This is a genomic window from Amycolatopsis sp. TRM77291, assembly GCF_054166285.1.
Genome location: NZ_JBSZHF010000001.1, coordinates 3,148,507 through 3,174,177, shown reverse-complemented (window position 1 = coordinate 3,174,177; position 25,671 = coordinate 3,148,507). Strand labels below are relative to the sequence as shown.

General features: G+C 69.3%; 19 protein-coding genes. 9 read left to right on the top strand and 10 right to left on the bottom strand.

What is annotated here, in order from left to right:
* Positions 1-21: 21 nt before the first annotated feature.
* Complete coding sequence (locus tag ACXIZN_RS14955) at positions 22-1,479, bottom strand: carotenoid oxygenase family protein (protein ID WP_457955090.1); 1,458 nt, start codon at positions 1,477-1,479, stop codon at positions 22-24.
* Between the two features lie 83 nt (positions 1,480-1,562).
* Here ACXIZN_RS14955 and ACXIZN_RS14950 point away from each other — a divergent pair, with 83 nt between their 5' ends.
* Positions 1,563-2,282, top strand: a complete 720-nt coding sequence (locus ACXIZN_RS14950) for a TetR/AcrR family transcriptional regulator (RefSeq protein ID WP_457955089.1) — start codon at positions 1,563-1,565, stop codon at positions 2,280-2,282.
* Here ACXIZN_RS14950 and ACXIZN_RS14945 read toward each other — a convergent pair.
* Positions 2,266-2,871, bottom strand: a complete 606-nt coding sequence (locus tag ACXIZN_RS14945) for a TetR/AcrR family transcriptional regulator (RefSeq protein ID WP_457955088.1) — start codon at positions 2,869-2,871, stop codon at positions 2,266-2,268. The genes ACXIZN_RS14950 and ACXIZN_RS14945 overlap by 17 nt on opposite strands.
* Positions 2,872-2,961: 90 nt before the next feature.
* On the opposite strand from ACXIZN_RS14945, the gene ACXIZN_RS14940 reads away from it, so the two are divergent.
* Entirely contained in the window at positions 2,962-3,837 is an 876-nt protein-coding gene (locus ACXIZN_RS14940) for an alpha/beta fold hydrolase (protein WP_457955087.1), read from the top strand.
* Here ACXIZN_RS14940 and ACXIZN_RS14935 read toward each other — a convergent pair.
* Positions 3,788-4,936 carry a hypothetical protein gene (locus ACXIZN_RS14935; protein WP_457955085.1) on the bottom strand — a complete coding sequence of 383 codons (1,149 nt, stop codon included), beginning with the start codon at positions 4,934-4,936 and terminating at the stop codon, positions 3,788-3,790. The genes ACXIZN_RS14940 and ACXIZN_RS14935 overlap by 50 nt on opposite strands.
* Before the next feature lie 248 nt (positions 4,937-5,184).
* Entirely contained in the window at positions 5,185-5,793 is a 609-nt protein-coding gene (locus ACXIZN_RS14930; RefSeq protein WP_457955084.1) for a TIGR03086 family metal-binding protein, read from the bottom strand.
* Between the two features lie 70 nt (positions 5,794-5,863).
* Here ACXIZN_RS14930 and ACXIZN_RS14925 point away from each other — a divergent pair, with 70 nt between their 5' ends.
* Positions 5,864-6,292, top strand: a complete 429-nt coding sequence (locus ACXIZN_RS14925) for a MarR family winged helix-turn-helix transcriptional regulator (protein WP_457955082.1) — start codon at positions 5,864-5,866, stop codon at positions 6,290-6,292.
* A 6-nt stretch (positions 6,293-6,298) separates the two neighbouring features.
* Here the strand turns inward: ACXIZN_RS14925 and ACXIZN_RS14920 are convergent, their stop codons facing one another.
* Complete coding sequence (locus ACXIZN_RS14920; RefSeq protein WP_457955080.1) at positions 6,299-6,919, bottom strand: hypothetical protein; 621 nt, start codon at positions 6,917-6,919, stop codon at positions 6,299-6,301.
* Between the two features lie 82 nt (positions 6,920-7,001).
* Here ACXIZN_RS14920 and ACXIZN_RS14915 point away from each other — a divergent pair, with 82 nt between their 5' ends.
* Together ACXIZN_RS14915 and ACXIZN_RS14910 are read left to right on the top strand one after the other, a co-directional pair.
* Positions 7,002-9,998 (top strand): DEAD/DEAH box helicase, encoded by a 2,997-nt coding sequence (locus ACXIZN_RS14915; RefSeq protein WP_457955079.1) that lies wholly within the window; start codon positions 7,002-7,004, stop codon positions 9,996-9,998.
* Positions 9,991-10,695, top strand: coding sequence for an SWIM zinc finger family protein (locus tag ACXIZN_RS14910; RefSeq protein ID WP_457955077.1), 705 nt, complete (start codon positions 9,991-9,993; stop codon positions 10,693-10,695). Before ACXIZN_RS14915 ends, ACXIZN_RS14910 begins: the two co-directional genes overlap by 8 nt.
* Here the strand turns inward: ACXIZN_RS14910 and ACXIZN_RS14905 are convergent.
* Both ACXIZN_RS14905 and ACXIZN_RS14900 read right to left on the bottom strand, forming a co-directional pair.
* The gene (locus tag ACXIZN_RS14905; protein WP_457955075.1) at positions 10,665-11,681 is read right to left on the bottom strand and encodes an enoyl-CoA hydratase/isomerase family protein; all 1,017 of its coding nucleotides are present in this window, start codon (positions 11,679-11,681) and stop codon (positions 10,665-10,667) included. The two genes, ACXIZN_RS14910 and ACXIZN_RS14905, sit on opposite strands and share 31 nt — an antisense overlap.
* Before the next feature lie 53 nt (positions 11,682-11,734).
* Positions 11,735-15,079, bottom strand: a complete 3,345-nt coding sequence (locus ACXIZN_RS14900) for a DUF3376 domain-containing protein (protein ID WP_457955074.1) — start codon at positions 15,077-15,079, stop codon at positions 11,735-11,737.
* Positions 15,080-15,232: 153 nt separating this feature from the next.
* Between ACXIZN_RS14900 and ACXIZN_RS14895 the strand changes: the two genes are divergently transcribed.
* Positions 15,233-16,888 (top strand): DUF885 domain-containing protein, encoded by a 1,656-nt coding sequence (locus ACXIZN_RS14895; protein WP_457955073.1) that lies wholly within the window; start codon positions 15,233-15,235, stop codon positions 16,886-16,888.
* A 22-nt stretch (positions 16,889-16,910) separates the two neighbouring features.
* Here the strand turns inward: ACXIZN_RS14895 and ACXIZN_RS14890 are convergent, their stop codons facing one another.
* Positions 16,911-19,364: a LamG-like jellyroll fold domain-containing protein gene (locus ACXIZN_RS14890; RefSeq protein ID WP_457960520.1), complete on the bottom strand. Its 2,454-nt coding sequence runs from the start codon at positions 19,362-19,364 to the stop codon at positions 16,911-16,913.
* Between the two features lie 278 nt (positions 19,365-19,642).
* On the bottom strand, positions 19,643-20,152 hold the full coding sequence (locus ACXIZN_RS14885; protein ID WP_457955072.1) for an HAD domain-containing protein: 510 nt from the start codon (positions 20,150-20,152) through the stop codon (positions 19,643-19,645).
* A gap of 84 nt (positions 20,153-20,236) precedes the next feature.
* Between ACXIZN_RS14885 and ACXIZN_RS14880 the strand changes: the two genes are divergently transcribed.
* On the top strand, positions 20,237-21,820 hold the full coding sequence (locus tag ACXIZN_RS14880) for an FAD-binding oxidoreductase (RefSeq protein ID WP_457955070.1): 1,584 nt from the start codon (positions 20,237-20,239) through the stop codon (positions 21,818-21,820).
* Here ACXIZN_RS14880 and ACXIZN_RS14875 read toward each other — a convergent pair.
* Positions 21,795-22,718, bottom strand: a complete 924-nt coding sequence (locus tag ACXIZN_RS14875; RefSeq protein ID WP_457955068.1) for a LysR family transcriptional regulator — start codon at positions 22,716-22,718, stop codon at positions 21,795-21,797. The two genes, ACXIZN_RS14880 and ACXIZN_RS14875, sit on opposite strands and share 26 nt — an antisense overlap.
* Positions 22,719-22,838: 120 nt before the next feature.
* Between ACXIZN_RS14875 and ACXIZN_RS14870 the strand changes: the two genes are divergently transcribed.
* Positions 22,839-24,221 carry a M20 family metallopeptidase gene (locus tag ACXIZN_RS14870; RefSeq protein WP_457955066.1) on the top strand — a complete coding sequence of 461 codons (1,383 nt, stop codon included), beginning with the start codon at positions 22,839-22,841 and terminating at the stop codon, positions 24,219-24,221.
* Positions 24,221-25,495: an MFS transporter gene (locus ACXIZN_RS14865; RefSeq protein WP_457955064.1), complete on the top strand. Its 1,275-nt coding sequence runs from the start codon at positions 24,221-24,223 to the stop codon at positions 25,493-25,495. Before ACXIZN_RS14870 ends, ACXIZN_RS14865 begins: the two co-directional genes overlap by 1 nt.
* Positions 25,496-25,671: the final 176 nt, after the last annotated feature.

The window sequence follows — 25,671 nt, the reverse complement described above, 5'->3', positions numbered from 1 at the left end:
GCCCGGCGACCGCCCGATCCGTCAGTCGGCGACCCAGCTGCCGTGGAAGCCCAGCGGTACCGGCCTCGGCAGGTGGATGCGGGCGAGTGGCTTGGCGGTGAAGTCCTGTGCCGCGAGGATCACCAGGTCCGAGGCGTTGCGGTCGGGGTTGTTCACGTAGGCGAGGGCGTAACCGTCGTCTTCGGACTTGCTGCGGGACGACGGCACGAACACCGCTTCGCTCGCGTCGGCGTCCCGGCCGAAGCGGTGCACCTCCGAACGCCCGTTCCGCAGATCGTGCTTGATCAGCGCGTTGCCGAAGGAACCGGAGGGCTTGTCCAGGTAGACGTCGAACAATTCGCCGGGTGAGGCCGAGTAGCCGTACCTGTGACGCCGCGACACCAGGCTTTCGTTGACCCGCGGGAACTCCTGCGGCCGGTCATCGAGGACACGGCGCCGGACCCGTCCTTGAGCAAGGTCGATCGTCCAGCGCTCCAGCACCGGCGGGCCCGAAGCCGACGGGCCGCCGAAGCCCTGCTTGCCGGCCACCTCGAACGGCGCAGGCATCGTGGTCAGGTCGACCACCACCGTCGAGCCCTGCTCGTAGGCGTTGAGCGTGTGCGAGTAGAAGACCGGATCCACCCCGAACCAGCGGACCGGGCCGCCGTCGCGGTTCATCACCCCGACCCTGGCCGGATGGGCCGGGTTCCACTTGTACGGCACGACCTTTCCCGGCCGCGGATCGAAGGTGACCGGCACGTCGAAGACGACCACGTAGTTCTCGGTGAGCCCGAAGTCGTGCATCATCGGGCTGTCGCTGACCGGGATCCGGGTGGTCCGCACGACGCGGCCGGTCCGGTCGACCATCAGATGCCGTACGTGATCCCACGTCGGGTGATACGTCACCGCGTGCAGCTCGTCGGCGCGGGCGTCGAACTTGGTGTGCGCGGTGTAGGAACCCTCCAGCGAACCGCCGAAGTCGAACGGCCCCAACGTGTTCAGCTCGCCGTCGAGCTCGTACGGCGGTGCGCCGGACTCCTGGAGGGTGAGGATGCGGCCATGATGACCGATCACGTGCGTGTTCGGCGCGAAGTCCTCGGCGGGCACCGGCCACGGGTACCGCTCGCCCAGTTTCGCCGCGACGCCGGACGAACGCACCCAGCGGTTGCGGTACCACTCGGCCTTCCCGTCGCGCAGCCGGACGCCGTGCACCATCCCCTCGCCCAGCATCCAGTGGTGGGCGCGCGGGTCTTCGAGCCCGAGCACGTTCGGCCCGGTGCGCAGATATCGCCCGCAGAGATCCCGGGGAATCCGGCCGGTGACCGGCAGGCCGAACGCGGTCACCTCCTCCTTTACGGGCGCGAAGGCGCCTTCGACGAACGGGTAGCGCGGATTCGGCGCGGCGAAGGCGGATTCGCTGCTCGCGAAGGTCGCGGCGGCTCCGCCGATGGCCAGCGCGGCCGCCCCGCGGAGCACGTTCCGCCTGGTCGGTTCGGTCATGGTCGTTCCCCCGGAGAGTCAATTAACTGTGTATGCCATGAACAGTGTATGCCTTTACCTGTTTCGGGTGCAACAATGCGGCCATGGACGACGTCGAGATCGAGTTGCTGCCGCCGGGCACCGCGCTGGCGTGGGGGCACACCCCGGCGCCCCGGCGCGGGCCGAAACCGGGATACAGCCTCGAACAGATCGTCGACGCGGCCATCGCGCAGGCGGACGCGGAGGGCTACGCGGCGCTGTCCATGCCGTCGATCGCCAAACGTCTCGGCATCACCGCGAACGCGCTCTACCGATACCTGAACTCCAAAGAGGAGTTACTCGTCCTGGTGGCCGAAGCGGCTTGGGGGCCGCCGCCGGAGCCGGCCTCCGGCGATTGGCGCGCGTCGGTCACCGCCTGGGCGCGTGCGCTCCTCGAGCGCTGCCGTCGTCATCCGTGGCTGATCGACCTGCCGGTCCGGAGCGTGCCGAGTACGCCGAATCTGCTGGGGTGGCTGGAGAACTTCCTGGAGGGGATGGCCGGCTCGGGCCTGGGGGTCCAGGATGCGACCGGCTGTGCCGTCCTGGTCGACGGCTGGGTCCGCAGTACCGCTTCCTTGCTCCGGGACGTGAACGCGAGCCCGCCTGATCAGGTCCGTGCGCTGAGCGCGTTCCTCGGCCCACGCCTCGAAGGGCGGGGCTACGCGCGCGTCGCCGCCGTGGTCTCCGGCGAGGCGTACGGCGAAGAGGGCATGGAGGAAGCCGACGTCGAGTTCGGCCTCGGCCGGATCCTGGACGGCATCGAGGCGCTCATCGAACGCCGGTGAACAGCCCGTCGAGCCGGTAGTCGACGATCTCCGCCGCGCGCTCGGCGGTGTAGGCGTCGACCATGATCCCCGTGACGAGTCCGGCGGACATCGTCGCGAGCGCGTCCGCCTCGAGCCCGGCGTCGAGGCGGGCTGGGACGTCACCTTTCTCCTGGGCGGCCTGGAGCAGGCCGGCGATCGCGCGGACCAGGTGGGGCAGCAGTGGTTCCTGATCCGGATCCTGGCTCCCGCGCGTGACGTCCACGGCGAAGTACGCGATCTGGACCGCGGCCAGCATGCGGCGGCGCTCGCCGTCCGGCAGGACGGCGGTCAGGTAGGCGCGCACGATGGTGCGTTCGTCCCCCGTCGTCATCGCCTCGCCGATGCTCTTCCCGGCGATCTCGGCGGTCAGTTCGACGACCCGCTGCCAGGCGAACCGCAGCATCTCCTCCTTGGTCGGGAAGTAGTACTGGACCAGGTTCATCGAGATGCCCGCCTCCGCGGCCACCGCACGCAGGGTGACCGCCTGCAGGCCTTGGGTGGCGGCGATCCGGAACAGGGCCTCCGCGATCTCGCGCCTGCGCTCTTGGTGGTCGACACGTTTCGGCACGCGATCACTCTGCCATGTCGATAAGGGGTGGCCGGAACGACCACCCGCTGTTATGGTGCAAGTGCACCATAAAAACTTCGAGGAGGTCCGATGCTGGGGGAATTCATCGACAAGAAGGCCGAAGAGCGGTTCCACGCGACCTATGACGCGATCCTGCGGAAGTGGCCGGTCCCCGCCGAGGAACTGGACATCGCGACGAGATTCGGCCCGACCCGCGTCCGGAGTTGCGGGCCGGAAGACGGTCCGCCGATCGTGCTGCTTTCCGGAGGAATGGGCACGTCGCTGTCCTGGTATCCGCATATCGCAGAACTCGCCGCCCGGCACCGGATCCACGCGGTGGACAGCATCGGCGAGCCGGGGCGATCGGTCCAGACCGCGCCCATCGAGTCCACGGAGGACTGCGCGGACTGGCTCGCCGAGGTCGTCGAGGGGGTCCTTGCGGGAACCGGTCACGAAAAGGTCCACCTCGCCGGGGTTTCGCGAGGTGGCTGGCTCGCCCTGAACCTCGCCACCCGGACGACCGACCGGATCGCCGGTGTCGTCACCATCGAAGCCGCGGGGTTCGGCGTGATCGACCGGAGCTTCATCTGGTGGAGCTTCCGGGAGATCTTCCTCTGGTTCCTGCCCAAGTGGGTTCTGCGGCTGGTGGCGTCCGGTGATCCGGACGTGCGGCACACCGTGCGGCCCCTGCTGTTCGCCGCGCTCAAGTACAAACAGCGGCTACCCGAGATGCACCTGTTCGGCGACGACGAGCTGTCCAGGATCGACGTGCCCACCCGGATCATCGTCGCCGAACGCAGTGTCATCCTCCGCGCCCGCGAGGTGGCGGCCCGGCTCGGCTCACTGAACCCGCATATCGAGGTCGAGGTCGTGCCAAAAGCGACTCATGGGCTGTCCCTGGAGAAACCGGAACTGGTCACCGCCCGGCTCCTCGAGGCCGCGCGCCACGCCGACGCGGCATCGTGACTCTCGGCTGGTGATCTGCCGGCTGGCGGGGGATTTCGCCGCGATGCGGCAAGGGATCCTCGGTGATCGCGTACCAGGCGCGGAGGTTGGCCGGTTTCCGCCAGTGCTCGGCGGTCTCGGCGACCTGATCGTGGACGTAGAGGGCGTGACTGACCGTCTCATGCCAGGAACTGACGAGTTGGTCAGGCGTTCGCAGGCCGCGGAAGATCTCCGCGTAGAGCCTGAGCAGGCAAGAGAGTGAATGCCGGGATGCCGCGAGCCATGGTTGTCCGGCCGCGTCGAGTCGGGCCGGGGTGGCGCCTTCGCAGACGGTGCACTCGCAGGACCAGAAATGGTGGATGTCCGGTGTCCCGGCGAAGATACGTTCACAGGTCTCGAGCCGGTGGTAGCTGAGTAGTCGAGTCACGAAGGCGGACACGCCAGGCGGTCGTGGGGAGCGGCGGGCCGTTGCCGGGTAGAGATGGCGAAGTGAACTACTCGTGCCCACGGCAGCGGTGTGTGCGCCATGGCAGAGCGCGCCGATGGCGGAAACGTCGCACCGCAACAGGAAAACGGGAACGCTCGCAGTGGCCAATACTTGGAGGAACCCCGTCAGAAGGTACTGGACCCCGAAGGGATCTTTGTCGTGTTCGAAGACGAACGCGACCGGCACTCCGTATTTGTTGATCTCCCTTGTGATCGCCACGTGGACCGCTGGACTGGAGAACCATTTCGTGGCGAGGGGAAGCACGGCGACGACCGGCGCGGATTCCCTCGCTGCGGCCTTGAGGATCGTTCTCAATCCAGGCCAATCACCTGGTGCGAGGTATCCGGAGTCGGTGAGCGGTATCAATCCGAGTTCTCGCTGGCGGCGGATCCAGGCAGGATGGGTTCCACGCCGTGCTGTGAACCTTCGTTTGCCGGAGTATCGATCCGCGTCGCACAGAATCGGGCCGCGGAATCCTTGATCACGGAGGCGCAGGACGGTGGCCTCGGGAGAGGCGCCGGTGAGGACGATGCCCGCGCGGGCCTTCTCGGCGATATCGAGAATCGAATCCACCTTGGTCGACCTGCATTGGATCAACAGGAGTCCGCGAAGCGCGTCCAGCGAATGATCCATCCTTTCACGGTGAGGTACCTCGGCCAACGTGTCACCGGTCATCACACCGATGCCTGTCCCTGTCGCACTGACAGAGCAAGAACCACTCACCCAAGGCGAGAATTGAGGTTCCTGTGGGTGGATCGGCGGGGCGGGCGCGGAGGCCCGTCACCGGCGGTGTCCGGCCGGGCGAAGGCTTTTCCGGTGCCTATGAGTATTGGGGCCTGAGGTGCGACGACCGGTGTTCGGCCGTCGCACCCGGGATGTGTTCAGGCCGCGGCCACCTGATCCGGCCATGACGGCGACCGGCCGAGCAGCGCGACGATCGTGTCCAAATCGGACTGTCCGGTCGCGTCGACGGCCGGGCCGAAGGCGGCGCCCGGAGCCGTCCGGTTCTTCCCGTCCGGGATCGCCTTGGCGAAGCCCAGCCCGGCGTCGAGTACCTCTTGCTGGAACTCGAGCGGCAGGCCGAGGGTTTTGGCCACGTCCCACGAGTGCACCAGGTAGTCGACGAAATGGAAGCCCAGCGCCTGCTCCGCGGTGAAGGTGATTTCGGTGGAGAACTCGGGAAGGGCGAACCTCCGGTCGGCGAGGTCGTGGGGGACGAAGGCGTTCAGGACCCGGTTCACCGAGGCGCGGTAGGTGGCGACGGGGTCGTCGCCCAGCGGGAGCAGGCGCCAATGGTCGAGGTGGCTCTCGCCCTCGGCCGCGGCGGCGAAGCCGTGGTGCTGGGTGGTCATATGCGCCAGCAGGCCGTGCAGGGTCCAGGCGCTGCACGGGGTCGGCTTGACCAGATCCGCGGGGGTGATCTTGCCGACGAGGTCGAGGCTGGTCCGGGTCACCAGGGCGTCGAGGATGCGAAGTTCATCGATAGGCATGCGCGTATCATCTACATGTGCATACGAGTTCGTCAACAGGTTTCGCGAACGAGGTCGGTATGGTCTGCGCATGGCGGAGCAGGGGAGGCCGGATCTCGCGGCGATGCTCGGCGGGCTGATGCGACGGCTGATGAACGCCGAGACGCCGGTGCTGGCCGGGCACGGGTTGACCATGTGGGGTTACGTGGTGCTGAGCGCGCTCGACGACGGACCCGTCCGTACACAGGCCGCCCTCGCGAAGGCGATCGGGGCGGACAAGACCCGGATCATCGGCACGCTCGACAAACTCCAAGAGGACGGGCTGATCACGCGCGAGCCGGACCCGGAGGACCGCCGGGTCCGGCTGCTGGGGATCACCGAAGCCGGCCGCGCCGCGCGAAGGTCGGCCCAGTCGAAGATCCAGGAGCAGGAGGAGCGGCTGCTCGGACAGCTTCCCGCCGCCGATCGCGAAAACTTCCTTCGCGCCGCGCGTGTGCTGTCCGAAGCCGAGTGGCCGTGACCGGGTTCACCCGAGGACTTCGGTGACCATCCCCGGAGGGTAGTCCGACGGCGAACGCCGCCACCACGCGCCGAAGGCTTGAGCCAGCCGCCGCGGCACCTCGACCTGCGCGCCGCCGCCGTGGAAGTCGATCGTGACCAGCACGCCGCCGATTTCCGTGGTGTGCCAAGGGATTCGCCGGACCAGCTTCGCGTAGTCGGCGCTGGCGGACACGAACGTGACCACGTTCGCCGCCCCGATGCGCCGTGCCTCCCCGAGCACGGCGTCTTCGAGCACTCCCGGCGGCCAGTCGCCGAGCTTGAGTCTCCGGTCGTAGGAGGAGATCGGTTCGTCGGCGCGCAGGATTCCGTAGCCGCCGCTGAGAATCAGCAGCCGCCCGGACGCGGCGGCCTCGCCGAGGGCGCCACCGACGTTCCGGTAGAAGTTCCCGGTGTAGCGGAGCCACGCGGGCCGCAGGCCGCCGTCGTCGACCTTGGACCGCGTCAGGACTTCGGCCCGCGCGCGGAGCATCGGCTCGGGCCAAAGCGCGTCGGATCCCGCGGGCGCGTCGCCGCCTCGGTTCTTCGCCTTCGAGGGGCCGAGGACGATCAGGCTCTCGCTCGGCTCGATCGCGGTCAGAACGGTCACCCGCGAACCCTAAAGCGCCTCGCTGACCGGACGCTGATCGGTCCCGGGCATGCTGGAGGGACCAGACCGCGGAAGGAGGACCATGTCGCCACTCGTCGTGCACGGCCTGTGGTCCCGTGGCCGCGGGATCGTGCTCTGGGGCGAGCACGGCGACCGCCCGGCGACGACGTCGATGCGGCCGTCGAGCGCGGCCCGGCCGCATCCGTTCGCCGCGTCGGTCGCGGATCTGACCGCCTTGCACCCCGGCAAACCGGCGTCGGCCGTCCTGCTGCTTCCGTCGCGGCGCGGCGGCCCGGTCGCCTCGCCCGAATTGGGCGTCCGCGGTCGTCCGCAGCAGGAACTGACGCTGGAACCCTGGTCGGTGCCCGCGCTCCTGGTAGATCCTTCGGAGCTGGAGGACCTGGCCGAGATGGTCGGCTACGGCACCTCGGTCCGCCATCTGCGCGCCGTCGTCCGGCTGGCGGACGATCTGGTGCGCCGCGGCCGTGTGCTGCCCACGCTCGTGCGCGACGAGATCGTGGCGCGGGCGCGCTGGCGGCCGGTGGCCAGGGGCGGGGACGCGGTCGCGGTCCGGGCGCTGATCGCGGCCACGCCGCCGGTCGGCCGGGCCGAGCATCCCGGGCCCGATCCGGCGGCGCTCGTCACCGACGCGCTCCACACCCTGGTCGACGCCGCGGTCCGCGATCGCCTCGCCGCCGCCGGACACGTCACGGAAAGCGATGGCCGCGAGGGCCCGTTCGGGTCGTGGCTCCACGCGCTGAAGAGCGCGGACGACCGGATCGGCCAGGCTCCGGGACGTATGGGCATCGTCGCCGAGGGCATCGCCGCTTGGGACGCCGTCGGCGACACCGATCTGACCGAGGGCACCGTCTGCTTCCGGCTCGACGAGGTTCCCACCCTGCACGGCCCGGCCGACGACCCCGACGACCAGACCGGCGACGGGACCAAGTGGCAGCTGCGCTTCCTCCTGCGCTCCACCGCCGATCCGAGCCTCCTGCTCCCGGCGGAAGACGTCTGGTCCGGCAAGGTCGGTGCCAGGTTCACCGATCCCGAGGGCCTGTTCAGCGCCGAGCTGGAGCGCGCCGCCGGCGTGCTGCCGCTGCTCGGCCCCGCGGTCGAGGTGGAGAAGCCGGGCATCTACGACCTCACCGTCGCCGAAACCGTGGAGTTCCTCGACGGCGGCGCGGACCGCCTGGTGGCGGCCGGATTCGACGTCCAGCTCCCGGCGAGCTGGGGCGGCAGGCGCAAGCTCGCGCTCAAGCTCTCGGTCCGCGGCGCGCCGGTCGACCAGGCCGCAGTGCACCGGCTCGGCCGTCACCAGCTCGCCTCCTACCGCTGGGCGCTCGCGGTCGGGGAGGACGCGCTGACCGACGAAGAACTCGCCGGGCTCGCGGCCGCGAAGTCGTCACTGGTCCGGTTGCGCGGCCGCTGGGTGAGCGTGGACCCCGAACTGCTGCGCGCCGGTCTCGAATACCTCCGCCGCGACCCGGACCGCGAGAAGCCGCCGCTGCCCACCCCGGCGGACCTGCTGGCGTTGCTCCGCGGCGGCTTCGAAACACCGCTGCCGGTCACCGAGGTCACCACCGACGGCTGGATCGACGACTTCCTCGCCGGCCGAGTCCAGCGCACGATCGAGCCGGTGGAGCCGCCGCCGACGTTCCTGGCGACCCTGCGGCCGTACCAGAGCCGCGGCGTGGCATGGCTTTCGTTCATGACGTCGATCGGGCTCGGGGCCTGCCTCGCCGACGACATGGGGCTCGGCAAGACCGTCCAGCTGCTCGCACTCGAAGCGATCGAGCGGGCGCAGGCCGACCGGCGGCCGACCCTGCTGGTCTGCCCGATGTCGCTGCTCGGGACGTGGCAGCGGGAAGCCGCCAAATTCGCGCCTGAACTGCGTGTCCACCTCCATCACGGCGCGGATCGCGGACGCGTCCGGACCGACGGCGCGGACCTGGTCGTCACCACCTACTCCACCGCCGCCCGCGACGCCGACGAACTCGCGGCCATCCGGTGGCACCGGATGGTGCTCGACGAGGCGCAGGCGGTCAAGAACCAGAACACCGGGCCCGCGCAGGCCCTGCGCCGGATCCCCGCCGGGCACCGGATCGCGCTGACCGGGACCCCGGTGGAGAACCGGCTCGCGGATCTGTGGTCGCTTTCGGATCTGCTCAACCCCGGCGTGCTCGGGGGCAGGCAGGAGTTCCGCGAGCGGTTCGAGGTGCCCATCGAGCGCCGGGGCGATCTCTCCGCGGCCACCGAGCTGCGCCGGCTGACCCGGCCCTTCCTGTTGCGGCGCCTCAAAACCGATCCCACCGTGCTCGCCGATCTTCCCGAGAAGATCGAGATACTCCAGGAGTACCGCCTCACCCGCGAACAGGTGACGCTGTACCGCGCCACCGTGGACGAGATGATGACCAAGATCGCCGACAGCGCCGGGGTCAAACGGCGCGGCAACATCCTCGCGGCGATCACCAAGCTCAAGCAGATCTGCAACCATCCCGCGCATCTGCTGCACGACGGCTCGCCGATCGGGCACCGCTCTGGCAAGGTCAACCGGCTCGAAGAGCTGCTGGCGGAGATCCTGGAGGCCGGTGATCGCGCGTTGTGCTTCACCCAGTTCGCGGAATTCGGGCACTTGCTCGTACCGCATCTTTCGCATCGGCTGAACGCGAAGATCGCCTTCCTGCACGGCGGGCTTTCGCAGCGGCGCCGCGACTCCATCGTCGAGCACTTCCAGTCGGGCGAGGGCCCGTCGATCCTGCTCGCGTCACTGAAGACCGGGGGAGCGGGGCTGACGCTCACCGCGGCCACCCATGTCCTGCATCTCGACCGGTGGTGGAATCCGGCGGTCGAGGAGCAGGCCACCGACCGCGCCTTCCGGATCGGCCAGCGGCACAGCGTCCAGGTGCGGAAGTTCGTCTGCCCCGGCACCATCGAGGAACGGATCGACGCCGTCATCACGAAGAAGGAGGCGCTGGCAGGCCTCGTCGTCACCGACGGGGAGGACTGGCTCACGGAGCTGTCCACCGATTCGCTGCGCGAGGTCTTCGCGCTCGGGCGGGAGGCGGCCGATGACTGACGGATTCCGCCGTGCGCTCGGCGAACTGGGTGTCCACAAAGGACTCGTACCGCCCTGTCGGGTCGACACGCTCACGATCGGTCCCGGCGCCGCGGTCGCCGTCGTCCGGGTGACCCGGCAACGCTTCTACGAGGTCCGCATCGGGCTGCCGACGTTCGGCAAGCAGGTGTGGACGGCGGTCGCCGCCGCCATCGTCGCGGACGAGACCGCGAGGACGGCCTTGCTCGACGGCCGGATCCCGGACGACATCGATCGCTTCTTCGCCGCCGAGCAGGTGCCGCTGTTCCCCGAGGCGGCGTGGGAACTGTCGCTGGACTGCACCTGTCCCGGCACCCGCGTGCCCTGCGATCACCTCGTCGCCGGACTGATCGCACTCGAAGAGGAGGCGGACCCGTTCGCGATCTTCGCGCTCCGCGGACGCGACCGCACGGCCTTGCTTGAAGAGATCGGGCGGCAGGCGGGCGCCCGGGTGACCGCCCCGCCGGCGGAGGCCGAGACCCCAGCGCTCGACGAGGTGATGGACGACTTCTTCGCCTGGGGCCCGGCCGGCGACGTCACGAACACGCGACGGCCGCGGGCCGGGGACCCATCGGGACTGCTCGACGAGGTCCCGCCGCTTCAGGCCACAGTGGACGGAACCTCGGTCACCGCCCTGCTGCGACCGCTCTACCGGGCGATCACCGGTCGGGCGAAGTAGCCGCCGACGAGCTCGTCGTCCACTTCGGACAGCGTGGCGGGGGACCACTTCGGGGAGCGGTCCTTGTCGATGATCTGCGCTCGGATCCCCTCCGCGAACTCGGCGGTCGAGAGCGCGTGGGTCGAGATCCGGAGTTCCTGCGCCAGCGCGGTTTCCAGATCGGGCATCGCGGCGGCCGACCGCAGTGCCCGCAGGGTCACCTTCAGCGCGGTCGGCGACTTCGCCTCGATCTCCTTGGCCGCGGTGGCCGCGGCGTCACCTTCGGCGTGGAGCCTGGCCAGGATCTCCTCGACGGTGTCCGCCGCATAGCACCGATCGATCCAGCCGGCGTCCACGGCCAGCGTGCTCGGCGGTGCTGGTTCGGCGATCAGCTTCAGCACATCGTCCGGTGTGCGGGCCGCCAGCGCGTCGAGCAGGTCCGGGATCCGTTCGCTGGGCACGAAATGGTCGGCGAGTCCACAGTGGATCGCGTCGGGCCCGGAGATCGCCCCGGCCGTGAGCGCCATATGCGTCCCGAGTTCGCCGGGCGTGCGGGACAACAGGTACGTGCCGCCGACGTCCGGGACGAAACCGATCCCGGTCTCGGGCATGCCGACCCGGGAGCGTTCGGTGACGATCCGGTGGCTGCCGTGCGCGGAGACGCCGACCCCGCCGCCCATGACGAGCCCGTCCATCAGCGCGATGTAGGGCTTCGGATAGCGCGAGATCACGGTGTTGAGGCGATATTCGTCGGCCCAGAACCGCAGGGACGCGGTACCTCCACCTCGGGCGTCCTCGTAGATGGCGCGGATGTCGCCGCCCGCGCAGAGCCCGCGATCACCGGCGCCGTCGATCAGCACGGCGCGGACACCCGGGTCGGTGCGCCACGCTTCGAGGTGGTCGAGCATGGCGAGGACCATGCCGTGGTTCAGCGAGTTCAGCGCACGCGGCCGGTTCAGCGTGATCCGGCCGATTCCGCTCTCGACGAGGAATTGGACGTCGTTCACGAAGCCACCCTAAAAGTCGGAAGTCCGACCATGTGGAGCTTGTGGCGCACGCCTCAGCGTTCGCGTCGGGCCTCGGACGACTGCGCGGACGGCGGATCCGGGAAGTACCTGGTCAGCATGATCGTCTCCCAAGCGATCGTGGCGTAGAGGATCCCCGCCGCCGCCCAGCCGGTGAGCGGATCTCCGGGCCAGAACAGCACGGACGCCAGCGCGGTCAAGGTCGAGGCGAGGAGCGCCGGGATGAGCACGGTGAGCCCGACGAAGGTGAGCCGCCGTCCGCGTCCGCTCCGGATGCTGATGGCGGTGACACCCCACAACGAGACCAGGACGCTCGAAGCACTCAGCACGCCGACCCAGACGGCACGTGCCCAGGGCCCGAACTCCCACGGCAGATCGGCGCCCCGCAGGAGCAGGCCGAGGCCGAGCAGGTACAGGAGCGAGCCCAGCGCGAACGTGGCCACTCTGCGGAGCGGGGTCGCGCCGCCTTTGTCGGTCAGGTAGTGCCAGCAGCAGTACCCGCCCGCGAAGCCGATCCCGATCGCCAGGAAGAGGTGACCGGGCATGCTGAACCACTCGTCCGTGGCGACGGACACCGCACCCCAGGCCAGCAACCCGGCGGCGACGCTCAGCAAAGGAGCGAGAAAGCCGATCAGCAGCGGGGGCACGACCATGGGCTTGGCCAGCGCGAACAGCGTCCGCCCCAGTTTGGCGCCCTTGCTCGTGCCCGCGGGCTGGATCGCGCGCCAGGTGACCAGGCCGAGGCGGAGCCCCGCCCGCCGGAGATGGGGGCGTTTGAAGAGCACGCGCACCGTCTCCGCGCCGACCTTCCCCAGCACCTGGGCTTTGTCCGAGAGCCGGGCGACCGACGTCCCGGTCGCTTCCTTGAGCTGCTCGGCGGTCGGCGGGACGTCGCCGTTGTTCCGCAGTTCGGCCAGTCCGGTGAGCAGCGGGATCTCCTGCTGCAGGATGTTCCAGTGCAGCCAGGTGGTGAGCAGGATCGGGAGCTTGTGCCGGACGTTCGCCGGGGTCACGCCGAGTGCTTCCCAGGGGCCGATGAGACCCGCCAGTTCAGGGCGCGCGTCGAGATCGTCCGAGGTCTTGCCGAAGACATGGACGTAGTGCTCGGCGTAGAGCGCTCGGAGCCACTCGACGAGTTGGGTTTCGTCTTTCGCCTGGAGACGCTCGCTTCTGGCGACGACGTCGACCAGCGAGCACGCCGCGTCGAGACGGCCCCAGGTCCAGTCGTTGAGCCGCCAGCGCGAAGACAGGAAGCTCGCGAAGTTCATCAACTGGTTGCCGCTGAGTTTGCGCTCGACGCGTTGGACGTCGTCGACCGGCTCCTCGGCCAGCAGGATCGGCTCCAACGGGCTCTTGGCGATCGCCGACATGGCGTGCACCCGGATCCGGCTCGGTTCGGAGAGCGGATCGGGGCGGAGCGGGCCGATCAGGATCTCGGCCACGGCGAAGACATCGAGTGTCCTCGCCAGGTCGATGCACGCCGCCTCGTAGAGCGCGGTGAACCCGGGGACCTTCGCGCGTTCGCCCAGTTCGGCGACCAGGTCACCGGCCAGTTCCCCCACCCGGTTCCAGACCGGGGTGAGGAACGGCTCCGGGAAGCCCGGTTCGACGGGCAGCAGGTCCGCCTGGACGGCGTGTTCGGCGACATCGGCGATGACACAGCACCAGTTTCCGCCTGCGGGGAGCCCACCCGCGGCGGCGATGAAACCGGAGAGCCGGCGGCAGGCGGCCATGACCCAGGGCAGGACCTCGAAATCCGGCGAACCACCTCGCAGGAGCAGCCGGTCCCGGCAGGCGAGGAGGACTTCGCAGGCGAAGCGGGTCTCATAGAGTTTGTCGCGGATCGAACTGAGAGCGTTCTTCTGGACCGGGTCCAGGTTTTGCCCTGCTTCGATGGCCTGGACCCAGTCCAGGACCAGCGCGACGGCGCGGGCGGGCGCCAGCAGGGAACGGAACCATGAGACGGTGAGCCTGTTCGCGCCGGGCACGCAGACGAGGTCGGGGACGGCGGGACCCCGCAGGAGTTCGAGGATCGGGGCCGCGGCCTGCCCGGAGGTGAACGTGCGGCTGTCGGGGATCGGCAGGGGATCGGGGCCGGTCAGGGAGATCGGGTCGTCGACCAGTCTCGCCAGACGGTCGGCCTCCACGGACGCCACGGCCTCGGCGTAGCGGGGCATCAGCTTCCGGCGTGCCCTCTTGCCGGGAAGGTTCGCCAGGCCCGGGTCACCCGGAAGGCCTCCGGCGGTGCCGTGCAGCCGTTGCGCGGACGTCCAGGCGTCGCTCAGTTCGGCCGCGTCGTCCAGCAAGGTCTCGCTGTTCATCTTGGTGCGGATCAAGGCTTTGACCACTCGTGCCAGCCGGGCGAGCGAACCCTGTTCCTTGCTGTTCGCGGGAAGTTTGGCCGGTGTCGGGGGAACCGGCTGCAGATAGAGCAGCCAGCGGTCGACCGGCGCTTGCGCGGGCGCGCCGGCGACGGCGCGGATGGCCCAGGAGAGCGGGATGTTGTCGAGGACTCCGCCGTCCATCAGCTGGGCCTGCGTACCGCTCGCGTCCGGGACGCCGGTCTCGCTGCACGTGCCGACGGCGTCGAGCCACGGCTCGCCGTCGACGATCTCGGGTCCGGTCACCGTCAGCCTCGCCGGTTCGAAGGCACCGGGGAACGACGACGTCGTCCGCGCGGCATAGGCGAGCCGGTCGAGATGTGCCGTCGAACCGGCGGGGAAATCGCTGAAGATCGGGTGTGCGACGCCGCATTCGGTCCGGTAATGGCGGAAGGCGAGGTGTGCCTGTGACCAGCTCGCCAGCAGGGCCTGTCCGACGGAAGGACGCAGGTATTCGTTGCGGGGAAACAATCTCGTGGCCGTGAGGATCAGGCGGACGAGACGGGGAGAGTCGTCGGTGCGCAAGCGGCGGCACGTGGAGGTGTCGAGCAATTGTTTCAGTTGTTCCGAGAGCCTGGCGTAGAAACCGTCGTCGCCGTCGAGCAAGGACGGCGGTATCCCGTGCCCTGGATGCCGGGTGAGCAACTCGAGATCGCCCAGCTTGAGCCAGATGTCGCGAATCCCGTCGTCGAAGCGCATTCCGTAGACGAGATGACTGGCGAGCAGGGCGCCGTTGAGACCGCCCGCGCTGGTCCCGGCGATGACGTCGACATCGACGTGGTCGTAATCGGCGACCGCGAGGATTTTCCGGTAAATGGCGCGCTGGGTGATATCCCGTGCGGTCACCGCGTCCGGCGCCGCCTGGGAACTGTCGGCGGAACGGAGTGCCGTTATTTCCCGGCAGGCGCCGCCCATCCATACGGCGAGGCTGACACCGCCACGCATACAGAGGGCCAGGCGGAGATCGCGCGGACGGGCGGAAGAATTCGTGGTGGTCATCGGTGCCTCCCTGCGAAGAGGTCGGCGTATCCGGAGATGGGGTTACCCGGATACGTGACCGATGAGAGGTCGTGACGTTCTCGACGCCGATTCGTTTTTGCGAGTGCGAACAACTGCGGGCGGACGCCGCGCTGATTCTGGTAGTCGTCGGATATGAGCGAACAGCCCACAGCGGCGGAGCTTGCCGACGAACTCCTCGACGTCCTCGCGGCCGAGATGCCCTTGATGGCGACCTTCGACAATGTCCCGGGACACGATCACGAGCTGCGGGACGTCTCGGAGGCGGGTGACGACCGGCTGAGGGAGCAAGCCGTCCGCATCGCCGGGCAGGCCGCCCGGTCCGCGGATCCGGACCGGATCACCCTCGCGGTGATCGCCCACCACGCCGAATCGTTGCTGACCAGGCTGGACTCACGGCTGACCGAGTTCGTCCTCGCCGACCAGATGACTGCTGAAGGGACCGGGGTGCTGTCCTGGCTTCCGCAGCTCGCGCCCTCGGGGGAGCAGGCGGAAGAGGATTATCTGGCCAGGCTGGCGGCGTTCCCGGAGTTCTTCGCGGCATTGGCCGACCGCCACCGCGCCGGGGTCGCGGCGGGCCGGACCCCGGTGGAACGGGCGGTGCGCGGCGCGATCGGCCACGTCGACCGGTTCCTGGCCGCCGAGCCCAACCCGCTGCTCGTCCCGCCGCTGACCGGCGACCGCGCGGAGCGACGACAGCGGCTGTTCGCCGAGAATGCGCGGCCGGCACTCATCGCCTATCGCGAGGTGCTCGCCCGCGAGATCGCCGGACACGGCCGTCCCGACGATCGGCCGGGTCTCTGCTGGCTGGACGGCGGCAAGGAGAGCTACGCGGGCCTGGTCAAGACGCACACCACCACCGGGATCTCGCCGGAGGAACTGCACGAGACCGGTCTCGCGCTCGGCCGGGCGCTGGACGACGAGTACCGGCGGCTCGGTGCGGCCGTGTTCGGCGAGGACGACCCCGTCGCGGTCCGGCGACGGATGCGCACCGATCCTTCGCTGTGCTGGCGGGACGCGGACGAGATGATCACGACCGCGACGGAAGCGGTCGCGCGGGCCACCGCCGCCGCGCCCGCCTGGTTCCGCCGGGTGCCCTCGGCCGAATGCGTGGTCCGCGCCGTGCCGGAAGCCGACGGGCCCTCGGCCGCGCAGGCGTACTACATGCCGCCGTCGGCCGACGGTGCCCGGCCCGGCGTCTACTCCACCAACACCTACCGGGTGACCGAACGGTTCCGGTTCATCGCCGAGTCGGTCGCCTTCCACGAAGCCGTTCCAGGGCACCATTTCCAGGCTTGTGTGTCCTACGAGCTGGAGGACGTGCCCCGGCTGCGCAGACTCGTCCCGCTCTCGGCCTTCGACGAAGGCTGGGCGCTCTACACCGAGCGGCTCGCCGACGAAATGGGTCTCTACTCCGACGACGTCATGCGGCTGGGCATGGTCGCCGAGGACTCCTTGCGCGCGGCGCGGCTCGTGGTGGACACCGGACTGCACGCGCTGGGCTGGACCCGGCAGCAGTGCGTGGACTACCTCGCCGAACACTGTGTGCTCAGCGACGTGGAGGTGCAATCCGAGACCGACCGGTACATCGAATGGCCCGGGCAGGCCCTGTCGTACATGACGGGCAGGCTGGAAATCCAGCGGTTACGCGCCTTCGCCGAGGGGCGGCTGGGCGAAGCCTTCGACATCCGGGATTTCCACGACGTCGTCTTGAAGAACGGACAGGTGCCGCTGCCCGTGCTCGGCGACATCGTGCGGGAGTGGGTGGACGGCACGCGGCGCCGGGAGTGACCCCGGCGCCGCGTGTCCGGGCTCAGTCGCGCTTCGCGAGCGTCGCGACTTCGGCGTCGGTCAGCGGCCGGTCGTAGAGCCGGACGTCGTCCACCGCGCCGCGCAGGAAGTCGACCTGCTGACCGCCGTACTGGCCGCGGCCGATCACCGTGTGCCCGGTGCTCGGTGCGGCGGAGCAGGCGTTCTGCGCGGCGACCTTCTTGCCGTCGACGTAGAGCGACAACGTGCCCGCCTTGGCGTCGCGGACACCGGTCAGGTGGTACCAGCGGCCGACCTCCGGCTTCTCCGGGGACAGGGCACGGAGGCCGATGAAGCTCATCGCCCACCGCTGGTCCTGTCCGGAGTACTGCAGGAAGAACGCGCTGTCGCGGCCGGTGTCCTGGCTGACGACGGTCTGGAACGCGCCGCCGGCCTCATCCAGCTTGGCCCACGCCGAAACCGAGTAACTGCCGGCCGTGTTCACGAGGTTCGTCCCGGTGTCGGCCTGCCCGTTGCCCGCGAAGGCCAGCGCGCCACCCTGGACGCCGCCTGCCCACTGCGCGTTGGTCAGCGTGGCGTGCGCGGTGCCGACCGAGTCCTTGGCGCTGGATCCGGTGCCCTCGTCGAACTTGTAGGCGTGCACGCCGTCGATCCCCGGGGTGCCGGGGCCCGGGTCCGGAGCGCCGGAGCCGCTGCCGTCGGCGTTGCGGATGATCGCCTGGTTGACCGCGCGCACCTGCGCGAAGTCCATCTTCTTCACCTGCCTGTCGTAGGTGAAGAAGCCGTTGACCTCGTGCTCGACGTCGGTGATCTGCGTGTAGATCGAGCCGCTGATACCGCAGCTCTGCGCCGACGCGAGTACATCGCGCTGGTTCTGGACGTAGCGGCTGTTCAGCGTCGCCTGGTCCTTCACCATCTCGTAGGCGTGGCCTTCGCCGAACCACATGTGGTTCTCGACTTCGAGGCCGTAGCCGCCGTGTTCGCCGTCGATCGAAATCCGCTTGGCGTCGGGCATCGGCTTGGCGGGGCCGGGGTAGGCGTGCCAGTCGATGACGTCACCCTTGCCGGAGTCGCCGAGCGAGTCGCAGCAGTTGACGCCGCTGTGCGCGTTGACCAGCCGGGTCGGATCCTGGGCCTTGACGTCGTCGGCGATCTTGCCGGTGGTCTCGCGCGACCACTCGCCCCAGCCCTCGTTGAACGGCACATAGCCGACGATCGAGGTCCAGTTCTTCTTCTGCTCCACCAGTTCCTTCAGCTCGACCTGGAACTGCTGCTGGGCGTCGGCGGGCGGCCGTCCGCCGGTGCGCATCGACGGCATGTCCTGCCAGACGAGCAGGCCGAGTTTGTCGGCGTGGTGGTACCAGCGGTCGGGTTCGGTCTTGATGTGCTTGCGGACGGTGTTGAAGCCGAGGACCTTGTGCTGTTCGAGGTCGAAGCGGAGCGCCTGATCGGTCGGCGCGGTGTAGATGCCGTCCGGCCAGTAGCCCTGGTCCAAAGTGGACTGGAGGAAGAGGATCTTTCCGTTCAGGGTGAACCGGAGCTTGCCGTCGGCGCCCTTGGCGGTGCCGAATTCGCGCATGCCGAAGTAGGACGACACCTTGTCCACGGTGCGGCGGCCGTCCTTCAGTTCGACGTCGAGGTCGTAGAGGAACGGCGAATCCGGCGACCAGAGCTTCGCCGTGGGCACGGGCAGGGAAATCGTTCCGCCAGCGGACGCCTTGGTGCGGCTCACCACCTTCCTGCCGTCGCGCACCACGGCCTCGACGGTGAGCCCGGAGTTCCCACCGGTGTCGACGGTGAGCTTGAGCGTCGAGGATTTGAGATCGGGGACCATGCCGAGCGTGCCGATGTGCTTCGCCGCGACCGGTTCCATCCAGACCGTCTGCCAGATGCCCGAGGCACCCTCGTAGAAGATCCCCCGGTCGGGAACCAGCCGCTGCTTGCCGACGGGCTGCCAGGTCGCGTCGGCACGATCCTCGACGCCGACGATGATCTCTTGTTCGCCATGGGGTTTCAGCGCCGAAGTCACGTCCGCGGAGAACGCGCCGTAGCCGCCTTGGTGCGCGGCGACCTCCTTGCCGTTGACGTAGACCTTCGCCTTGTAGTCGACGGCGCCGAAGTTGATCCGGAGCGTGTTGTCCCTGCCGACGTTCCAGTGCCGGGGCACGGTGAACGTGCGCCGGTACCACATGAAGTCCTCGTGCCGCTGGATCCCGGAAAGCGCCGATTCGGTGGGGTAGGGGACTAGGATCTTCTCGGCGAGCTTCTCCCCGAAGGGCGGGACCTCGCCGGGCGCGGCGCCGGCGAACTCCCAGACCCCGTTGAGGTTCTGCCAGTTCTCGCGCACCAGTTGCGGGCGGGGGTACTCGGGCAACGCGTTGGTGGGCGACACCTGGTTCGTCCACGGGGTGGTCAGGCGTGGCTTGCCCATCTTCCAGCCGCTCTCCGCGGCCGTCGCGGCCCCCGACGTCAAGGCCAGGGCGGTTATGGCGACCACCGCGGCGGTCAGGGGCTTCCGGAAGCGTCTCGGCCTCCGGGGACGTTGTGACAACGTTGGCAACATCTGCTCGACACCCTTCTCCGGGGGCGGCCGCCTCGGCGGAGGTGCGCCTCCCACTGGACTTGTGCAGGCGTGAAACCACGACCCCGTGGCCGGGGGGAACCGGTGTGAGCCGGGCCACGGCTGGCCGTCAGGATGTTTTTACATCGTTGATACAACGTTGTAAAGCGTCGAAGGCCTCGAATCGGTCCTGGGCGGGAGAGCTGTCCTGTGTGTCAGGAGTGGCGGGATTCCCGCAGCCACTCGCCGAGTTCGCGGTAGTCGGCGCCGGTCAGGCCGCGCCGGGGATCGACGCGGAGCAGCAGGGCGGGCCCGGCGTGGTGGCAGGCCACCCACTCGCGATCGATCTCGGAGATCTCGTCGTCGACCCAGGCGAACGGACGGCCCCGGGCGTGCTCCAGCAGGGGCCGGATCTTCCAGTGCAGGCCGATGCGGGCGTCGGCCTCGTCGGTGTCGGACGGCTCGGGCCAGTCCAGCACCGGCAAGCGCGGCAGGCCGAGTCTCGGGGCGAGGGAGTCGTTGGCGTCGTGCAGCCAGGTCGTGGCCCAGACGAGTTCTCCGGGGAGTGCCTTCAGGTGCGCACCGTGCGAGGGGTCGAGCCTGCCGAGAAGCGGATTCTCGTCATCCCGCGGCGAAGGGTCGAACAACGGGTAGCGGGAAGGTTCCAGCCCGAACGGAATGAGGGGGCCATCGACGTCGAGGTAGATCAGCGGGCCTGGTGCCACGACGGCACACGTTAGCGGTATTCGTTGACACGGTAACTGACCGATAAGTAACTTACTGGGGAGTCAGATCAACCGGAGGCGACGATGCCGACCGAAGAGCGGTCATGGTGGGGCTGGGGCACCCTCGACGGCGCACTGTCCCGCGAGGAGTCCGACGCGCTGGTGGCCCGCACCTCCGGTGTGCTGCCCGGTCACGACTTCACCGACCACGCCCCGCCCGACCCGGCGGACCTCGGCGTCCCGGCATCGCGGATCCGCCCGCCCGCGACGCTCGCCGCGTTGTGCAGTGAAGTACCGGCCGACCGGCTGTCCCACGCCCGCGGCAAGGCGTTCCGCGACGTCGTCCGCAATCTGCTCGGGCAGGTCGACCACGTCCCGGATCTGGTCGCCCGTCCGCGCACGGAGCAGGACGTCGTCGACCTCCTCGACTGGTGCACCGCTTCCGGTACGCCGCTGATTCCCTACGGTGGCGGCAGTTCCGTGGTCGGCGGGGTCGAGCCGCGGTTCGACGCCCCGGCGGTCTCGATGGATCTGGCGGGCCTCGGCGACGTGCTCGAAGTGGACACGGTCAGCCGCGCGGCGCGGATCCAGGCCGGGATCTTCGGGCCGGCGCTGGAAGACCGCCTTCGCCCGCTGGGGCTCACCCTGCGGCATTTCCCGCAGTCGTTCGCCCATTCGACACTCGGCGGCTGGCTCGCCACCCGCGCGGGCGGGCATTTCGCCACGCTCGCGACGCATATCGACGATCTCACCGAATCGCTGCGCGTCGTCACGCCCGCCGGGATGAGCGAATCGCGACGCCTGCCGGGCTCGGGCGCCGGACCTTCGCCGGACCGGATGTTCCTCGGTTCCGAGGGCACGCTCGGCGTGATCACCGAAGCCTGGATGCGCCTGCAGGACCGGCCGGTGTGGCAGGTGACCGCGTCCGTCGCCTTCGAACGGCAGGAGGACGCGGTCGCCGCCACCCGCGCGATCGCGCAGTCCGGGCTCCATCCGTCGAACTGCCGGCTGCTCGACCCGGCGGAGGCGTTCATCAACGCGGGCGCGAGTGTGGGCGGAGGCCTCCTGCTGGTCGCGTTCGAATCCGCCGATCACCCGGTCGACACCTGGCTAGATCGTGCGCTGGAACTGGCCGCCGGGCACGGTGGTGTCGTGAAAGCCAGGCGCGGCAAGGAATCCACGGGGAAGGACAGCGCTTCGACGTGGCGGTCGTCGTTCCTGCGGATGCCCTATCAACGCGACGCGCTCGCCCGCCGGTCGCTGATCGTGGAGACCTTCGAGACCGCCTGCACCTGGGACGACTTCCCGGAATTCCACGACGCGATCATCTCGGCGGCACGCGCCGCGATCGACGACGTGTGCGGCGGCGCCGGTGTCGTCACGTGCCGGTTCAGCCACGTGTACCCCGACGGTCCCGCGCCCTATTACGGGATCTACGCCGCCGGACGCTGGGGGAGCACGGTCGCCCAGTGGGACGAGATCAAGGCCGCGGTCTCCGAGGCGATCGAGGGCCACGGCGGCACGATCACCCATCACCACGCCGTCGGCCGCGATCACCGGCCCTGGTACGACCGGCAGCGTCCCGGCCCGTTCGCCGCGGCGCTCGCCGCCGCCAAATCCGCGCTCGACCCGGCCGGGATCCTCAATCCCGGGGTGCTGATCGGCTGACCGGCGGGCGGACGAACGACGTCAGCAGCGCGGTGAACCGCATGGCCGCCAACGACAACGTCCGGCCCGCCATGGTCTGCACCTGGGCTTCGCGTTTGCGGAACACGGCGTTGTCGAGCAGGACGTAGGCGACGCCTTCGGTGGCCGCGTCCTGCTCGACGTCACCCAGGCCGCCGACGAGCGCGATCCCGCCGCCGCAGCGGACGAACTCGTACTTCGGGCTCAGTTCGTTGCACTCCAGCACCGGATGGGCGGCGAGATTCTCGATCCGGGCGGCGATGTCGAACAGGTCCCGCAGGCTCTGGCCCGGCGCCGGGAGCGCGAGCGGATGCCGGCACAGTTCGGCGAGTCCGACGGACTCGCGACTGGTCAGCGGATGATCGAGCGGGACGATCGCGTACACCGGGACGACGACCGCGCTCTCGACCCGCACCCCGTGCTGGGGCCCGGTCGCGAACGTGACGGCGACGTCGGCCGCGCCTTCGAGCACCCGCCGGGTCGCCTCGTCCCTGGTGACGACGTCGATGTGGAAGGTGACGTCGTGGTCGCGCCGGAAGGCGGCGATCGCCTGCGGGACCACGCGGCGGGCGAACCCCTCGGAGCAGGCGACCGTCAGGGACCGGGCGTGCAGGCCGCGGCCGGTGCGGAGTTCGTCGACGAGGACGGCTGATTCCGCCTCGCTGCGCCGGACATGGTCGAGCAGCCGGGTCCCGGCCTCGGTCGGCACCATGCCGCGTGGATGCCGGACGAACAACGGCACCCCGAGACCCGCTTCGAGTTTGGCGATCTGGCGGCTGATCGCCGAGGGCGCCACCGTCAGTTCCGTCGCCGCTTCGGATACCGAGCCGGTGCGCGCGACTTCGAGGAAGTACGTCAACGCTATCGGCAGAAGTCGCATCAGATCTCCGCAGGTTTGCCGCAATGAGAACGCGGAGCACGGTAAACGGCAATGGTCAGGGTGCGCAAACCGACTTACGCTCCACTGCGACACCCGTCGAGCGAATCGGGAGACAACGCGGTGATCCCTGCAGAACTGGTCGCGAAAGCCCACGAGCACGTCGATTCGGGGGCGTTCTTCGCCGAACTCGCCGAGCTCGTCCGGTATCCGACCGTGAGTGATCATCCGAGCGGTCGCGTTGCCATCAAGGCATACCTCGACGAGGTGCTGGCCCCGGCGCTCACCGCGCTCGGCTGTTCCGTGGAGACGTACCCGAATCCCGGCCCGGACGGCGGCCCGTTCCTGATCGGTACCCGCGTCGAGTCCCCGAACCTGCCGACACTCCTGTGCTACGGCCACGCCGACGTCGTCGACGGGCACGAAGGCCGGTGGAACGACGGCCGGGACCCGTGGACGCTGACCGCAGACGGCGAGCGCTGGTACGGCCGCGGTTCGGCGGACAACAAGGGGCAGCACCTGGTCAACCTGGCCGCGCTCAGGCTGCTCCTCGCCGAGAAGGGTTCGCTCGGGTTCAACCTCAAGTTCCTGTTCGAGACCGGGGAGGAAATCGGCTCGCCGGGCCTGGACGAGTTCGTTTCGGCGCACCGGGAGGCACTGAGCGCCGACGTCCTCATCGCGTCCGACGGCCCACGCCTGGACGCGGCGACGCCGACGCTGTTCCTCGGCGCGCGGGGCAGTGTCCGGATCGCCCTCGACGTCGATCTCCGCCCCGACGCCTACCACTCGGGGAACTGGGGTGGTGTGCTGCGCAACCCCGCCACCACCCTCGCCGGGGCGATCGCCTGTCTCGTCGACGGGCACGGCCGCGTCCAGGTGCCGGAACTCCTGCCGCCCGGGCTCCCAGACAGCGTCCGCGCGGCGCTCGCCGAACTCGAGATCGGCGACAAACCGGGCGATCCGGCGCTGGACGCGATCTGGGGTGACACCGGGCTGACCGCGGCGGAGCGGCTGTACGGCTGGAACACCCTCGAAGTCCTCTCGCTCGGTGCCGCGGACATCGACCGGCCGGTCAACGCCATCCCCGGCCGCGCACGGGCGATGCTGCAACTGCGCTACGTCGCGGGCACCGACGTCGACGGGGTGGGCGAGGCGATCACGAAACACCTTGCCGCACAAGGGTTTTCCATGGTCGACGTCACCGCCGAAGGCAGTTTCCGCGCCAGCCGCACCCCGGTCGACGACCCGTGGGTGGCCTGGGCGAAGAGCGTCCTCGACGAGGTTTCCGACCGGCGCGTGGCGATCCTGCCGAGCTTCGGCGGAGGACTGCCGAACCACGTGTTCACCGACCTCCTCGGCCTCCCGACACTGTGGCTGCCGCACTCCTATCCCGGATGCCTGCAGCACGCGCCCGACGAACACCTGCTCGCGCCGATCGCGCGCGAGGGGATCGTCCTGGCCGCGGCACTGTTCCACGCGCTCGGACGGCGCGGCGGGGAGGAATGATGAGCGAGCGGACGGTGGCGAGGCCGCGCACGCCGTCGTCCACGCGGCGCGCGATCGCCGCCGCGACGATCGGCAACGCGCTCGAATGGTTCGACCTCGGCGTGTACGCGCTCATGGCGGCCTACATCGGCAAGACCTTCTTTCCGGGCGGGAACGCCGCCGTCCAGCTCGTGCAGGCGTACGCGGTCTTCGGCATCACGTTCCTGGTGCGTCCGCTCGGCGGTCTCGTGCTCGGCGCCTACGCCGACCGGTTCGGCCGCAAGAAGGCGCTGGTGCTGAGCATCTGGCTGATGGTCGCCGGGACGTTCCTGCTGGCGGTGATGCCGAGTTACGCGACGATCGGTTTCCTCGCCCCGGTCGGCGTGATCGTGGCGCGGCTGATCCAGGGCTTCGCGGCGGGCGGCGAATTCGGGGCGGCCACGTCGTTCCTGATCGAACAGGACGATCGCCGCAAGGGTTTCCTCGGCAGCTTCCAGTTCGCCAGCCAGGGTTTCGCGACCCTGATGTCCGCCGGGTTCGCCGCCGGGCTGACCGCCGCGCTCAGCGACGACGCGATGACGTCCTGGGGCTGGCGGATCCCGTTCGTTTTCGGGCTGCTCGTCGGCCCGGTCGGTTACTACATCCGGCGCCACGTCGACGAACCCGAGACCACGAAGGAGGAACAGCCGACGTCCACGCCGGTCCGGTCGCTGTTCCGCTTCCAGTGGGGCGGCCTGCTGATCGCCGGGGGTGCGCTGGTCGTCTCGACCTCGCTGAACTTCATCCTTCAGTCGCTGCCGACTTTCGCGATCAAGAACCTCGGCTTGGACGACTCGCTGTCGTTCGTCGCCCTGATGATCACCGCCGCCATCCTGACCGTGGTGACGCCGATCGTCGGGCTGCTCACCGACCGGCACGGCCGCATCAGGATCATGATCGGGGCAGCGGCGGTGATCGGGGCCGGCGTGGTGCCCCTGTACCTGTGGGTCACCACCTCGCCGTCGTTCCTGACCCTCACGATCACGATGACGATCTTGGGGCTGCTGAAGGCGACCTACTTCGGCGCGCTTCCGTCGGTGATGGCCGATGTGTTCCCGGCGCACACCAGGGCGACAGGGCTTTCGTTCGCCTACAACGCCACCGTCGGGATCTTCGGCGGATTCACGCCGACCATAGCGACCGCGATGATCGCGGCCACCGGATCCCCGGTTTCGCCTGGTTACTATCTTTTGGCGACGGCCTCGTTGAGCATCGTCGCGCTGCTCGCTGCGAATCGGCGGCGGGGGATTCACTGAAGTCGGCGTTGAGTCCAGAGTGGACGGACGACGGAACCTTGTTCGGGGGTTCGGCGAGGGCGGTGTGCTCCGTCGGGTGGCGAGGCGTGTCGCGAAAGCCACTTTCGCGACGTTAGATGTCCCGAAAGTGGCTTTCGCGAGCCACTTTCGCGACGTTAGATGTCCCGAAAGTGGCT

Coding starts and splice junctions, on each gene's coding strand:
- ACXIZN_RS14940 (WP_457955087.1), top strand. CDS start 2,962: ATGCTGGGGGAATTCATCGACAAGAAGGCCGAAGAGCGGTTCCACGCG.
- ACXIZN_RS14915 (WP_457955079.1), top strand. CDS start 7,002: ATGTCGCCACTCGTCGTGCACGGCCTGTGGTCCCGTGGCCGCGGGATC.
- ACXIZN_RS14875 (WP_457955068.1), bottom strand. CDS start 22,718: ATGCGACTTCTGCCGATAGCGTTGACGTACTTCCTCGAAGTCGCGCGC.
- ACXIZN_RS14895 (WP_457955073.1), top strand. CDS start 15,233: ATGAGCGAACAGCCCACAGCGGCGGAGCTTGCCGACGAACTCCTCGAC.
- ACXIZN_RS14865 (WP_457955064.1), top strand. CDS start 24,221: ATGAGCGAGCGGACGGTGGCGAGGCCGCGCACGCCGTCGTCCACGCGG.
- ACXIZN_RS14900 (WP_457955074.1), bottom strand. CDS start 15,079: ATGACCACCACGAATTCTTCCGCCCGTCCGCGCGATCTCCGCCTGGCC.
- ACXIZN_RS14880 (WP_457955070.1), top strand. CDS start 20,237: ATGCCGACCGAAGAGCGGTCATGGTGGGGCTGGGGCACCCTCGACGGC.
- ACXIZN_RS14925 (WP_457955082.1), top strand. CDS start 5,864: ATGGCGGAGCAGGGGAGGCCGGATCTCGCGGCGATGCTCGGCGGGCTG.
- ACXIZN_RS14935 (WP_457955085.1), bottom strand. CDS start 4,936: ATGGATCATTCGCTGGACGCGCTTCGCGGACTCCTGTTGATCCAATGC.
- ACXIZN_RS14910 (WP_457955077.1), top strand. CDS start 9,991: ATGACTGACGGATTCCGCCGTGCGCTCGGCGAACTGGGTGTCCACAAA.
- ACXIZN_RS14955 (WP_457955090.1), bottom strand. CDS start 1,479: ATGACCGAACCGACCAGGCGGAACGTGCTCCGCGGGGCGGCCGCGCTG.
- ACXIZN_RS14950 (WP_457955089.1), top strand. CDS start 1,563: ATGGACGACGTCGAGATCGAGTTGCTGCCGCCGGGCACCGCGCTGGCG.
- ACXIZN_RS14930 (WP_457955084.1), bottom strand. CDS start 5,793: ATGCCTATCGATGAACTTCGCATCCTCGACGCCCTGGTGACCCGGACC.